Annotated in this window: 14 protein-coding genes; 1 reads left to right on the plus strand and 13 read right to left on the minus strand. The window is 27.5% G+C overall.

Features of this window, described 5'->3' with window-relative positions:
* Positions 1 to 5 precede the first annotated feature (5 nt).
* The 6 genes from NGI68_RS11180 to NGI68_RS11205 form a co-directional block, all read right to left on the minus strand.
* Complete coding sequence (locus NGI68_RS11180; RefSeq protein WP_251861643.1) at positions 6 to 725, minus strand: ZIP family metal transporter; 720 nt, start codon at positions 723 to 725, stop codon at positions 6 to 8.
* 59 nt (positions 726 to 784) lie between these two features.
* Entirely contained in the window at positions 785 to 1,393 is a 609-nt protein-coding gene (locus NGI68_RS11185) for a hypothetical protein (protein WP_251861570.1), read from the minus strand.
* A 31-nt stretch (positions 1,394 to 1,424) separates the two neighbouring features.
* Entirely contained in the window at positions 1,425 to 2,501 is a 1,077-nt protein-coding gene (prfA, locus tag NGI68_RS11190) for a peptide chain release factor 1 (RefSeq protein WP_251861571.1), read from the minus strand.
* Between the two features lie 81 nt (positions 2,502 to 2,582).
* The gene (gene prmC, locus NGI68_RS11195) at positions 2,583 to 3,434 is read right to left on the minus strand and encodes a peptide chain release factor N(5)-glutamine methyltransferase (RefSeq protein WP_251861644.1); all 852 of its coding nucleotides are present in this window, start codon (positions 3,432 to 3,434) and stop codon (positions 2,583 to 2,585) included.
* Between the two features lie 7 nt (positions 3,435 to 3,441).
* Positions 3,442 to 4,359, minus strand: coding sequence for a DUF1385 domain-containing protein (locus tag NGI68_RS11200; protein ID WP_251861572.1), 918 nt, complete (start codon positions 4,357 to 4,359; stop codon positions 3,442 to 3,444).
* Positions 4,360 to 4,377: 18 nt separating this feature from the next.
* Positions 4,378 to 4,953: a thymidine kinase gene (locus NGI68_RS11205; protein ID WP_251861573.1), complete on the minus strand. Its 576-nt coding sequence runs from the start codon at positions 4,951 to 4,953 to the stop codon at positions 4,378 to 4,380.
* 226 nt (positions 4,954 to 5,179) lie between these two features.
* Here NGI68_RS11205 and rpmE point away from each other — a divergent pair, with 226 nt between their 5' ends.
* Positions 5,180 to 5,398: a 50S ribosomal protein L31 gene (gene rpmE / locus NGI68_RS11210; protein WP_003355803.1), complete on the plus strand. Its 219-nt coding sequence runs from the start codon at positions 5,180 to 5,182 to the stop codon at positions 5,396 to 5,398.
* Positions 5,399 to 5,437: 39 nt separating this feature from the next.
* Here the strand turns inward: rpmE and rho are convergent, their stop codons facing one another.
* The 7 genes from rho to ypeB all read right to left on the minus strand — a co-directional run bounded on the left by rho (position 5,438) and on the right by ypeB (position 12,847).
* Positions 5,438 to 6,883 (minus strand): transcription termination factor Rho, encoded by a 1,446-nt coding sequence (rho, locus tag NGI68_RS11215; RefSeq protein WP_251861574.1) that lies wholly within the window; start codon positions 6,881 to 6,883, stop codon positions 5,438 to 5,440.
* A gap of 170 nt (positions 6,884 to 7,053) precedes the next feature.
* Entirely contained in the window at positions 7,054 to 7,398 is a 345-nt protein-coding gene (locus tag NGI68_RS11220) for a hypothetical protein (RefSeq protein ID WP_353505389.1), read from the minus strand.
* Positions 7,399 to 7,670: 272 nt separating this feature from the next.
* Positions 7,671 to 9,272 (minus strand): CTP synthase, encoded by a 1,602-nt coding sequence (pyrG, locus tag NGI68_RS11225; RefSeq protein ID WP_251861576.1) that lies wholly within the window; start codon positions 9,270 to 9,272, stop codon positions 7,671 to 7,673.
* A gap of 232 nt (positions 9,273 to 9,504) precedes the next feature.
* Positions 9,505 to 9,804: a hypothetical protein gene (locus NGI68_RS11230; protein WP_251861577.1), complete on the minus strand. Its 300-nt coding sequence runs from the start codon at positions 9,802 to 9,804 to the stop codon at positions 9,505 to 9,507.
* A 141-nt stretch (positions 9,805 to 9,945) separates the two neighbouring features.
* Positions 9,946 to 10,374, minus strand: a complete 429-nt coding sequence (locus NGI68_RS11235) for a YwiB family protein (protein ID WP_251861578.1) — start codon at positions 10,372 to 10,374, stop codon at positions 9,946 to 9,948.
* A gap of 23 nt (positions 10,375 to 10,397) precedes the next feature.
* On the minus strand, positions 10,398 to 11,378 hold the full coding sequence (locus NGI68_RS11240) for a tRNA 4-thiouridine(8) synthase ThiI (RefSeq protein WP_251861579.1): 981 nt from the start codon (positions 11,376 to 11,378) through the stop codon (positions 10,398 to 10,400).
* Between the two features lie 98 nt (positions 11,379 to 11,476).
* Positions 11,477 to 12,847: a germination protein YpeB gene (gene ypeB, locus NGI68_RS11245; RefSeq protein WP_251861580.1), complete on the minus strand. Its 1,371-nt coding sequence runs from the start codon at positions 12,845 to 12,847 to the stop codon at positions 11,477 to 11,479.
* Positions 12,848 to 13,097 lie beyond the last annotated feature (250 nt).

The following is a 13,097-nucleotide window of genomic DNA, read 5'->3' on the forward strand; positions in this document are numbered from 1 at the left end:
AAGTTTTATAATAATTTTATTATAATAAGTCCCGCAATAACACCCACTATCATGTAAAAATATGAAGTGATTTTATCACCTAAATTTCTTGATTCTGGAATCATTTCAGCACATACCACATAAATCATTATTCCTGAAGCTAATGCTAAGAGTATACTTAAAAAATTTTTAGATATATTAGCAATATAAGAACCTAAGAGTACACCAAACAATGTAGGAATTGCAGTAAGAAAAACATAAAACAAAGTTTTACTCTTTTTTTCATTGGATGCTATTAAAGGAGTGGCCACTGCTATACCTTCTGGTATATCATGTATGGATATAATAATTGCCATTTTAAGACCTAATCTATTTCCTGCTTGAAACCCAACTCCCATTAAAATCCCCTCTGGGAAATTGTGCAATATGAGACCTAAAGCTGTCATAAAAGCTACCTTTTTATGCATATTTATGTCTATGCTGTTTGTATTTTTATCAATAAAATATACAATTAGTATACCTATTATTAAAAAAATTAAAACTCCAGAGTAGTTCCATGTGTTTAAGGCTTCTGGTATTAAATCAAAAACTACTACAGACAACATAAGCCCTGCTGAAAAGCCCATAAATTTACACAGAAGTTTTTCAGAAGGATTTTTTAAAGACGTTCCTATTACAGCTCCTATCATTGTTCCTGACAAAGATATAATAGTTCCTATTACAATAATAAATAAAAATTTACTCAAAAAATCACCTTTTTTTATTGTTTCCATATGATATTTATTATTGTAATCTATCAAATATTCTAATCAATCTGAATTTCTTTTCTAAGTTCTTTTATTTTTTCTATGCAGTCCTCTGTAAAGTGTGCATATACACACGTTCTATATAGTGCATCTAACAAATAATACTTTTTAAGTCCACCTCTGCGTACAATTGTATAGTAAAAGTTTTTTTCAGGATCAATTCTTTTTAGTTTATAATAAAAGCTTGCAACATAATTGTGATATTTAAGAAATTTTTCATTAACTTTTATTATTTTATTATTTCTAAGTGTTGCTGTTGTTAACAATATTATCTTAAAATCTTCTATATCATATATATTGTTATATTTTTCTATGTGAACCAGTGATACTTTATCACAAGCTATGTTTAATTTTCTATCTAATATACCCAGTACAATTTTCAATCTATTATTAGAATATTGGAATTTTAATTTTTCTCTATCTACTCTAATTATTACTGCTATTACTATTAATACTTCGATTATAACTAAATAAGCCAAGTAAAAAATATTATTAAAATTGTTATACAAATACAAAATTAGAGGTAATAGGATAAAAATAAAGCTCATAATCACAATAAATCTTTCATAAGATCTCTTTTGATTTCTAAGGCCTTTGTTTAAATCCATAATTACCTCTTCTTTCCTTCATTTATTAATATTAATTAACCTTACCTAAATCCTTCATTTTTTCTGCTTGATCTGCTGTAATTAAAGCTTCTATAACCTCATCTATATCTCCATCTAAAAATGTTTCTAATTTATATAATGTTAATCCTATTCTATGCTCTGTAATTCTTCCTTGTGGATAATTATAAGTTCTTATTCTTTCACTTCTATCTCCAGTACCAACCTGACTTTTTCTATCCTCCGCTATAGATGCTGCTCTCTCAGCTTCTGCCGCTTCAAATAGCCTAGCCTTTAAAACTTTCATAGCCTTTTCTTTATTTTTCAATTGAGATTTTTCATCTTGGCATGTAACCACCACTCCTGTTGGCAAGTGAGTTATTCTTACAGCAGAGTCTGTAGTATTTACGCACTGTCCACCGTGTCCTGATGCTCTATAAACGTCTATCCTTAAATCATTAGCATTTATATTTATATCTACATCATCTACTTCAGGAAGTACTGCTACTGTAGCTGTAGATGTATGGATTCTACCACTTGATTCTGTATCTGGAACTCTCTGAACTCTGTGGACGCCACTCTCATATTTTAATCTACTATAAGCGCCTTTTCCTTTAACAGCTACAGTTACCTCTTTAAATCCACCTATATCTGTAGCATTTAAGCTTATAGTTTCTACCTGCCAATTCTTTCTTTCTGCATATCTTGTATACATTCTAAGTAAATTAGATGCAAATAAAGCTGCTTCTTCTCCGCCAGCACCGGCTCTAATTTCTATAAATACGTCTTTATCATCATTAGGATCCTTTGGAAGTAACAATATAGTTAACTCTCTTTCTAAATCTTCTAGTCTTGAAGTTAACTCTTTTATTTCTTCCTGTATCATTTCTTTTAGTTCTTTATCTGATTCTTCCTTTAACATTTCTTTATCTGATTCTAAATCTTCTTGTGCCTTTTTATATTCTTTATATGTAGTAACTATAATCTCTAAATCAGCATGTTCTTTGCAAAGTTTCTGCCATTCTTTCTGATTAGCCATAACTGAAGGGTCACTTATTTTATTTGATAATTCTTCATACTTATTCTCTATAAAATTAAGTCTTTCTAACATTATTTCTCACTCCGTATATATATTTTCACAATTTTATATTATATCATACTTTATAAAGTATTTACAACTAACCTGTGAATTTTAATGTTTTCTCGCTTTTATGACTCTATCATTTCCCGCTAAGTCCTTAATACATATTATATCCTTAAACCCATATTTCTCTAAGATATTAGAAACCTGTATTTTTTGATCATATCCTATTTCAAAAGCTAAGGTTCCTCCATCATTTAAGACTTCTAAGCTTTGCTTTACTATTTCTCTATAGAAAAACAATCCATCTTCTCCACCACTTAAAGCTTCAAAAGGTTCATATTTTTTAACATCATCCATAAGTGTTTCAATAACATCATTTCTTATATATGGGGGATTAGATACTATAACATCAAACTTTCTTTTTTCATTTATAGCCTCTATAAGTAAATCACTTTTTAAAACCTTAATTCTATGTTGCAGATTATATTTAAATATATTTTCTTTAGTAACACAGTATGGAATGTGCTCTATATCATAGCAAGTAATTTCCGTATTATTCAAAGTATGTCCTATAGTAATTCCTATAATACCACTACCACAACAAACATCACAAATATATTTATAATTTTTATTTTGTATTTCTTGTAAAATTGTTTCCACTAATATTTCTGTATCAGGTCTTGGTATTAATACACCTTCCTTTATATTAAAATCTAACCCCATAAATTCAGTTGTACCTAATATATATTTTATAGGCATCTTATTTTTCCTAAGATCTATTAATTTAAAATAAGTGTCTTTTTCTTCTTGATCTATTTTATAATCAGGGTTTGTTAGAATAAATAATCTATCTTTTTTCAATGCCTTTCCTAATAAAAGCTGACTATCTATTTGATAACTATCTATAGATTCTTTTTTTAAAATATTATATCCTGCCAATAATAGTTCTTTTAATAACAAATTAACATCACTCCATTGAATCTTCAATTCCTTCTGATGCTTTTAAAGCCACTATAGCAACCTCTAACTGTTTTAAATCAGGTTCTCTAGTAGTTAATTTTTGTAGCATCAATCCTGGGCACGCTATTATTTTTGAAAATTTAGTGTTGCTTTTACCTAACCATTTTATAATTTCGTAGGTTATACCTGAAACTACAGGTAATAATACTACTCTATATAAAATTCTTTGCCATATGCTACTCCATCCTGTAAGTGAAAATAAAAGTATGCTAACAATCATAACTAAAAACAAAAAGTTAGTGCCACATCTTGGATGAAATCTTTTAAATTTCATAGCATTTTCAGGTAGTAAATCCATATTGTTTTCATAACAAAATATAGTTTTATGCTCTGCTCCATGATATTGAAACACTCTTTTTATATCTTCCATATTACTTATAAGAAAAATATATAATAAAAATATGGCTATTCTTATTATTCCTTCTATTATATTTAATAATAAAGTGTTTTGTATACCTATTTTTTTAAAAAAGTTAGCTATAAAAGTTGGGAAAATAAAAAATACTACTGCAGATATAACAAAAGATATGAGTAATGTTATTCCAATTATGATGTTATCTGCCTTATCTTTAAAAACTTTATTAAGCCATTTATCAAATTCTGATTCTTCAACCTCTTCTTCAAAAAATGATGCAGAATAATTTAAAGTTTTTATACCTATTACTAAGGATTCAACAAGAGATACAAATCCTCTTATTATAGGTAGTGAAAAGAAAATATTCTTTTTAGTATAAGGTGTATAAGCTTCTCTATCTATAGTTATTTCTCCATTAGGTTTTCTAACTGCAGTTGCTATACCCTGTTTTCCTCTCATCATTACCCCTTCTAAAACTGCTTGACCTCCAACATTAGTACTCTTATTCACTTATAATCACCTCATTATTTATCTTGGAACACAATGACACTTTCTGCATCTAGCTTCATAAGATTCCTGTGCACCTATTAATACTACGGGATCAGATTTTTTTGCTGGTCTTCCATTTATAAGTCTTTGAGTTCTTGTAGCTGGATTATTACAAACCATACATACAGCTTGTATTTTATCTACAAATTCAGCTATAGCCATGAGTTTTGGCATTGGTCCAAAAGGTTCCCCCTTAAAATCCATATCTAAACCTGCACAAATAACTCTCCTATTATTATTAGCTATTTTACTTACTATTTCAACTAAATTGTCATGGAAGAATTGAGCTTCATCTATACCTATTACATCTGTATCATCTTGAAGTTTGTCCAATATTTCTTTACTATTTTTAACAGGTACTGCCTGAATTTTATCTCCTGCATGAGATACCACATCTTTTTTACTATATCTATCATCTATTTCTGGTTTAAAAACTTGAACCTTTTGTTTTGCAATTTCTGCTCTTCTTATTCGTCTTATTAATTCTTCCGTTTTTCCACTATACATAGGACCTGCTACTACTTCAATCCAACCATGATCTTTGGGACCATACATAAAAACACCTCCATTTTAATAAACAAATATATTTTATCAAAACTAATTATTATAATAAAGAATTTATTACTGGTAAAATTTACATATAGCTATTAAATTCTTTATTATAATAGTATTTTTAAGTAATTTATGCAATATCCGTAATTTGTTGACTTAATTTAAATGCCTATGTTATAATAATGTAGTTAAAATAGTGATAAGACCAATTCGAAAGAGGTGAAAGTAAATGAGAGAGGGAATACATCCAGAATATAATCATGACGTTGTAGTTAAATGTGCATGCGGTAATACTTTTACAACTGGATCAACTAATAAAGAACTAAAAGTAGAAATTTGTTCAAAATGTCATCCATTCTTTACTGGAAAACAAAAAATAGTTGATGCTGGCGGAAGAGTTGATAAATTTATGAAGAAATTCAATCTATCTAACGAAGACGTTAAATAGTATAAAACCTAATCTTTTAGATTAGGTTTTATTTATTTTCTATCTATTATTTTTGTTCATATCCATTTTACTTATTATATTTACAAACTCTTCATTAGTTTTAGTTTTAGATAATATGCTTAGCACTTTCTCAGTTACATTTTCTACGTTATTTTCTTCATAAAGAAGCTTTCTTATATTAAATGCAGTTTCTTTTTCTAGAGAATCCGTAAATAATAAATCATCTCTTCTTGTACCTGACTTATAAATATCTAGTGCAGGGAATATTCTTCTTTCTTGAAGTTTTCTATTAAGATGTACTTCCATATTACCAGTACCTTTAAACTCTTCAAATATCATGTCATCCATTCTGCTTCCTGTTTCAGTTAAAGCTGTAGCTAATATGGTTAAGCTTCCCCCATTTTCAATGTTTCTGGCAGCACCAAAAAATTTCTTTGGCATTACTAGTGCACCAGGGTCTAATCCGCCAGACAATGTTCTTCCTGTTGGTGTTATAGTTAAGTTATAGGCTCTAGACAATCTTGTTATACTATCTAATAATATAACAACGTCCTGTCCTTGTTCTACCATTCTTTTAGCTCTTTCTAAAACCATATAAGTAACCTTTGTATGATGCTCTGGTTCTTCATCAAAAGTTGAATATATTACTTCTCCTTTAATAGACCTTTGCATATCAGTTACTTCTTCTGGTCTCTCATCAATTAAAAGCACTATAAGTTTACATAATGGATTATTCTTAGAAATACTTTGGGCTATTTTTTTTAGAAGAGTAGTTTTACCTGCTTTAGGAGGGGCTACTATCATTCCTCTTTGTCCTTTACCTATAGGTGATATTATGTCCATCAAGCGTGTAGATAAGTCTTGTGAACTTGTTTCAAGTCTGATTCTTTCATTAGGATATATGGGTACTAAACTTTCAAAAGGTTTTCTTCCTACTGCTTTTTCAGGATTTTCTCCATTTACTCTTTCTACATATATTAAAGCTTTGAACTTTTCTCCATCTTTTGGTATTCTAACCTTTCCTTCAACTTCGTCACCTGTTCTTAAATTAAACCTTCTTATTTGTGATGGCGATACATATATATCTTCTGGACCTGACAAATAATTTTGACCTCTTAAAAATCCATAATTATTGTTTTCTATAATCTCCAAAACGCCTTTAGATCTCTGAGACTCATTTATCATTTCTTTTAACTTTTCTGCTTTATTCTCTTCATTGTTTTTGCTAAGAGAATTATTTTTATCTTCACTAAAATTATGTTCTCTGTTTGTTTTGTTATGTATATTATTATTATTTTTTATAATTTTAGGTGATATTTTTTCAACTAAAATTTTTCCGTCTTTCTCTATAGCTGTTGAATGGGAAGCTTTTATTTGTTCTATTAATTCTACTTTTTTGTATTTAGAAATATTTTTTATATCAAGCTCTTTAGCTATTTCTCTTAGTTCTTTAACGGTCATATTTTCATAATCTTTATTTATCAAAAAAATCCCCTCTCTCTATTAAATTGTAAATATTAAATAATAGGAAAATATTAAGACTTAGGTTAAAAGAGTAGTTAATTTTTAGAAAATCGTTCAAAATAGATTATACCCTATTTATGTATTTTAATCCATATTCAAATAAAAATAAAGAGTAACTTATTTTAGTTACTCTAAACCAGCATATATATTTTATCAAAAATCCTATTTTGTTTGTATACTCTTTCTTCTATAGTAGCTTTATTACCTATATAAAATAGTGGCATACCCAGTACTTCACAACCACCTACAATAGTTTCTCTCTTTAAAAATTCATCTATATTATAATTGTATCTATGAATATTATTGCATATGTGGCATCTAACAGTAATTGCAATAGTATTTTTATTAATGCTATTAGCTGAGAGCCCTAATTTATATTTGTTAATTTTAGATATATTAAATAAAGAAAAATCTACTAATTCATACTTTCCAAATGCATTTTTTATAGCTATACCTAACTCTGTTTGTATTATCATAGGCCCCTCATCTCCCTTCATAATTTTACAATTCATAACAAACTTATATATTTTTCATTAACTTTTTTACATCTCTTGTTATTATACTTCTATAAATATGTATTAAATCCTTCAAATATTATTAGTTTAATGATTACTTTTAATGCTAAATTTAGTTATAATTAATATCTTATATAAGCAAAACCCCACCAGTATTTATAAAAATTATTAATTTTTATAAATACTGATGGTGTCTGTTATTAATATATTAAATTTTATATATCAATATAAATCTATTTTTTATCCAAGGCTGCTTTTACAAAATCTCTAAATAATGGATGTGGTTTGTTTGGTCTTGATTTTAATTCTGGATGAAATTGAACAGCTACATACCATGGATGATCACTTATTTCCACTATTTCTACTAATCTATCATCAGGGCTAGTTCCTGATAATATTAGTCCTGCTTCTGTTAATTTACTTCTATATTCATTATTAAACTCATATCTATGTCTATGTCTTTCATATATAACTTCTTGACCATAAGCTTTTTCTGAATTTGTTCCTTTAGTTAATTTGCATGGATATGCTCCTAATCTCATAGTTCCACCCATATTGTCTATATCCTTTTGTTCTGGCATTAAATCTATTACTGGATATTTTGTATCTGGATCTATTTCAGCACTATGAGCACCTTCATAATTTAATACATTTCGTGCAAACTCTATTACTGCACATTGCATTCCAAGACATATTCCTAAGAAAGGTACTTTGTTTTCTCTAGCCCATTTAGCAGCTAATATTTTACCTTCTATTCCTCTATCACCAAATCCACCTGGTACTAATACACCATTTACATCTTTTAAGCATTCTCCAATATTATTTTCATTTACCTCTTCTGAATTTATCCATTTTATATTAACCTTACTATCATTAGCAAAACCACCGTGGTTTAAAGCTTCTACTATAGATATGTAAGCATCATGTAATTCTACATACTTTCCTACTAAAGCAATAGTAGTATTTTTAGAAAGATTCTTTATATTGTTTACCATTGCTGTCCATTCTGAGTTATCTATTTCACCACAATTTAAACTTAATTTCTTGCATACTAAAGTATCTAAGTTTTCTTTATGTAGCATCAATGGTATTTCATAGAGATTTTCTGCATCTAGATTTCTGATAACATCATCTTTTCCTACATTACAGAATAATCCTATTTTTTCTTTTAATTCTTCAGGGATATCTTTTTCTGATCTACAAACTATAATATCTGGTTGTATACCTATTCCTCTAAGTTCTTTAACTGAATGTTGTGTAGGTTTTGTTTTTAACTCTCCTGCTTTTCCTAAGAAAGGTAACAATGTTACATGGATGAAACAAACATTTTCTCTTCCAACTTCATACTTTATTTGTCTTATTGACTCTAAGAAAGGTAGTGATTCTATATCTCCTATAGTTCCACCTATTTCGGTTATAACTACATCTACTTCTTTTTCTTTAGCCACTCTATACACTCTAGATTTTATTTCTGTAGTTATATGTGGTATTACTTGTACTGTAGCTCCTAAATATTCACCTTTTCTTTCTTTAGATATAACAGACCAGTAAACTTTTCCTGTAGTCACATTACTATTTTTACTTAAATTTTCATCTATAAATCTTTCATAATGACCCAAATCCAAATCCGTTTCTGCACCATCTTCTGTTACAAATACTTCACCATGTTGATAAGGGCTCATTGTTCCTGGATCTATGTTTATATATGGATCAAATTTTTGTATTGAAACCTTAAGTCCTCTATTTTTTAAAAGTCTTCCTAAAGATGCAGCAGTTATTCCTTTACCTAATGAAGAAACAACACCGCCTGTTACAAATATGTATTTAGTGCTCATACGCTATACTGCTTTAATATATAATAAAGCAGACTTCACCTCCACAATCAAAGTTTGTATTATTTTGCACTAATTTACATAAAATCTATTGACATTATTATTCCTTTAATATATAATAATCCTTACCTTTAATATTTAAAATCGCGATTTTATGTAAATCTTTATGTATACAAAAAACATACTTGTATATAATAACACAAATTATTATATTGTGCTATATTTTTTGTTAATTTTATTTTATATTATCTAAAATTTTTCCTGCCTCAAAAAACATGTCCCTTATTTTTCTATTTAATAATAATTTTTTTTCAGCTTCTTCTATATTATTACATATTCCCTCATAATCATTAATATTAAAATCTTTTTTTAGATTTTCTGTTTCTATACAATTATATTTTCTTAATAATAAAAATAATAAGTACCTACACTCATTATCTCTCATTATTTTCATCATTTCATATTCAGATAAGCCTTTATACTGGCAAAGTAATTTTATTATACTATCATATTTTGAACTTCTAAAACAATTCATAATAACACCTCTTACGGTTTTTATTATAATTTTGTCCATATAATTTATTTTTAAACAGCATTAGCCCACTTAATGATGTTTTTCCATTTTAACACTATATTATTAAGAGGGCTCTTGCTAGCTATGTAAACAATCTTATATTTATTTATTTTCAGGTGATATATTTATATTTAGTATAGTATTTTGTGGTTTCTGCCCTGCTACACTCATAATATAATCAATATATACACTTCCTCCATTATTATCTACATTTATATCTAATTTTTTAGTTTTTATATTTATTTCTAATGTACCATAAGGAGTACTATACATAGACATATTCTTTTTATCTAATGTGAACTTCATTTTTGTACTAGTGCTTCCCATTCTTATAAGTGAAAAATCATTTTCTCCTATTTTAAGAGTGGTAGTAGTACCTTCCATACCAGATATTTCCGTTTCTTCATAAACAGCATAATAGTGCTTATCTTTTTTATAAAAATTTCCTGGAGTAACTACTTCTATTAAATCATCCTTTTCTTTTACATCTGGCACAGAACTTAAAACATGAATAAGTGCTTTCTTTTTCATAGCTTACATTCCTTTTCCTTATTTTATATTATAAATTCTTTTAAATAATCATCAGAAGCTGGTTTTGCTTCTACTGTATTATTTAAATCAGTATTAAATTTACCATATTTAATTTTTATATTATCTTCATCTTTACCCTTACTATATCTTCCCGTTATTTCAGCTGCTAATTTTATATCTTCTTCACCAGGTTTTCCTATTATTACTACAGTAGATCCATTATAGTCACAAGCTAAAAACATATAGTCTTTTGAACTTAAATAATTTTTTATAATATCTCCTTCATCTTTGGTTCTAGTAGATATTATTTTACATTTTTCTGATATTCTAAAATGTCTTCCATATTTTAATAATTGAAGTTCTCTTTCTTCTGGAAATTCTTCATGGTCTAATAAATCTCTTAATCTCTTTGCATAATTAGGCTCTGTAAGCTTACATCCACCTGCTGGTGAAGGATACTCCTTTACACCCCATTTGTCAGCCAACTCCATTTGAATTTTTCTACTTCTACCAGATATATCTAAAAGTTTTTCTCTATCTACAAGGTTTTGTAATTCCATTTCAGTAGGTGGTAAAATCTTAGCACACAGCGGTCTTAATATTTTTTCTTCATATCCTGATTCCTTTTTTACTACATTTAAAGCTGCTTTATTTTGTGACATAGGTCTTTGATTTAAAACTTCTCCTGTTATTATAAAGTCTGCATTAAATTTTTCTAAAAGTTCGCCTGAATATTTCATCATCATAGCATGACAATCGATACATGGATTCATATTTTTACCATAGCCATGCTTAGGATTCTTTACCATTTCAAAGTGTTCCTTTGAAAAATCTACTACCTCTAAAGGTATATCTATTTGTTTAGTCATTTTCTCTGCATTTTTTTCATTAAAAAAATATGATCTAAAACATATTCCTATTACTTCTATTCCTTGATCCTTTATAAGTTTAGCGGCTAATATACTATCTAAACCACCTGATACCATAGCTAAAGCTCTTGTCATTAAACTCACCCTTCTTTTTATATTTCATTTTAATATTTATTATTATAATACAAATAAAGAGTGAATACACTACTATTCACTCTTTATTTCTAATTATATCATATTGTTAACTCTCCATTTGGAGTATCAAGTATTTGCAGTATTCTCTCCTCATATCCTGTATTAGCATTTATATATATTTTAAACTTATCATTTTTATAAGTTCCAGAAATCTCATAGCATAGAACTTCTTCATTTGTATCTGTTGGAACTATACTCAATCTAATATTACTAATATCTAAATTTTTTCCTACTCTTTTTCGAGCTTCATTTTCACTAATCTTTACATTTTTAACAATAGTTCTACTATGATGGGATATTACATATTTTTCCGACTCAACTCCTACTATATCTCCATTATCCAAAGCTACCTTCAACTTTATTTGATCTGGATATACTATTACACCATCTTGCTTATATACATAACTTATTAGGGCCGTATTATCATAGTTTAGAGTATATGTAGGTATCATATTAAAAATCTTAAGATTTTTTAAATACTTATTTCCTATATTTATAGCTTTTTTCATATCTATCTTAGGTTGGCCTATTGCCCTAGAGTCTATTAAATATACTAAGCTTCCTCCATGCTTACTAATTTCGCATGTAATATTATTATTTTTTCCTTCTCTACCTTTTATATCTGCTATAAACCTATAAGTTGATATATCAGTTTTCCCTTGATTTGTATCCAATCTAATAGCTTGAATTTTATCCTTACCAATTATATTTTGAGCTATTTCTTTTGCTTTGTTTTCGTTAATCTTTTTTTTATTATTTATTTTAGGAGTAATTTCTAAATTATTATCAGAAAAAGGTCCATCATAAATTAAAGCTGGATATTGCATAACTTGTTTTTGTATATTACCAAACTGGCCCTTAACTGAACTTGTATCCTCTTTAGCTAATACCCCACTAACTTTCTTTCTTATATCTCCCCATTTAACATTACCTTCATTAACATTCATGACAACATTGTTTAATTGATTTTCTAGCTGAAATGATTCTTTCTTTAATCTTTCTATATTATTATAATCTTTTTGGGATAAATTATTGTTTTTAACTATTGATTTTGCCAAATTATTAGAAAAATCTCCTACTTGTGATAGAAAGTTGCTTGTATCTGTTATTGTATTTTGATCTATGGGTAATGAATGTAATTTATCATTAGCTACGGATGCATGTTTAAATATCTCTTCGAATGTAATTATTTCCTGATCTCTAGAACCTATAATAGGGGCTTTAGATAAATTAACTCTTATATTTTGTACAGAAGTTATTAATTCATGTAAATTTTTGCTATATTCGCCTTGAAGATAATTTCTGTAATCATTTCTTTCTAAAGTCATTAAAATAGCAAATGTACTTGAAAAAACAACTATTAATGTTACAACTAAAGTATATAGTATTCTTCTAGTACTCTTTTTCATATATTCTAACCTCCCAACGTTTCTTATTTTATTATCTGTATTTATAGTTGGGGTTATTCATTAATTAACAAAATTTATTTAAATATACATCTATAATTTATATGTTTTTTATTTTCAGTTCTATGTTATTATAAATTATACTGCATAAACTCTTTTTCCTATTTATAATATATGAAGTATTTATTTTGTATTTATTTTATATTTATAATATATAATATATTTAATATGCTTCTTAAAAATCTATAATTTT

It is taken from the genome of Clostridium sp. Marseille-Q2269, from assembly GCF_943736985.1.
GTDB lineage: Bacteria > Bacillota > Clostridia > Clostridiales > Clostridiaceae > Clostridium_F.

Bases quoted from the DNA above. Each gene is read 5' to 3' on its own strand.
- NGI68_RS11235 (WP_251861578.1), bottom strand. From the start codon at position 10,374: ATGAAAAAGAAAGCACTTATTCATGTTTTAAGTTCTGTGCCAGATGTA.
- NGI68_RS11240 (WP_251861579.1), bottom strand. From the start codon at position 11,378: ATGACAAGAGCTTTAGCTATGGTATCAGGTGGTTTAGATAGTATATTA.
- rpmE (WP_003355803.1), top strand. From the start codon at position 5,180: ATGAGAGAGGGAATACATCCAGAATATAATCATGACGTTGTAGTTAAA.
- NGI68_RS11220 (WP_353505389.1), bottom strand. From the start codon at position 7,398: ATGATAATACAAACAGAGTTAGGTATAGCTATAAAAAATGCATTTGGA.
- ypeB (WP_251861580.1), bottom strand. From the start codon at position 12,847: ATGAAAAAGAGTACTAGAAGAATACTATATACTTTAGTTGTAACATTA.
- NGI68_RS11230 (WP_251861577.1), bottom strand. From the start codon at position 9,804: ATGAATTGTTTTAGAAGTTCAAAATATGATAGTATAATAAAATTACTT.
- pyrG (WP_251861576.1), bottom strand. From the start codon at position 9,272: ATGAGCACTAAATACATATTTGTAACAGGCGGTGTTGTTTCTTCATTA.
- prfA (WP_251861571.1), bottom strand. From the start codon at position 2,501: ATGTTAGAAAGACTTAATTTTATAGAGAATAAGTATGAAGAATTATCA.
- NGI68_RS11205 (WP_251861573.1), bottom strand. From the start codon at position 4,953: ATGTATGGTCCCAAAGATCATGGTTGGATTGAAGTAGTAGCAGGTCCT.
- NGI68_RS11185 (WP_251861570.1), bottom strand. From the start codon at position 1,393: ATGGATTTAAACAAAGGCCTTAGAAATCAAAAGAGATCTTATGAAAGA.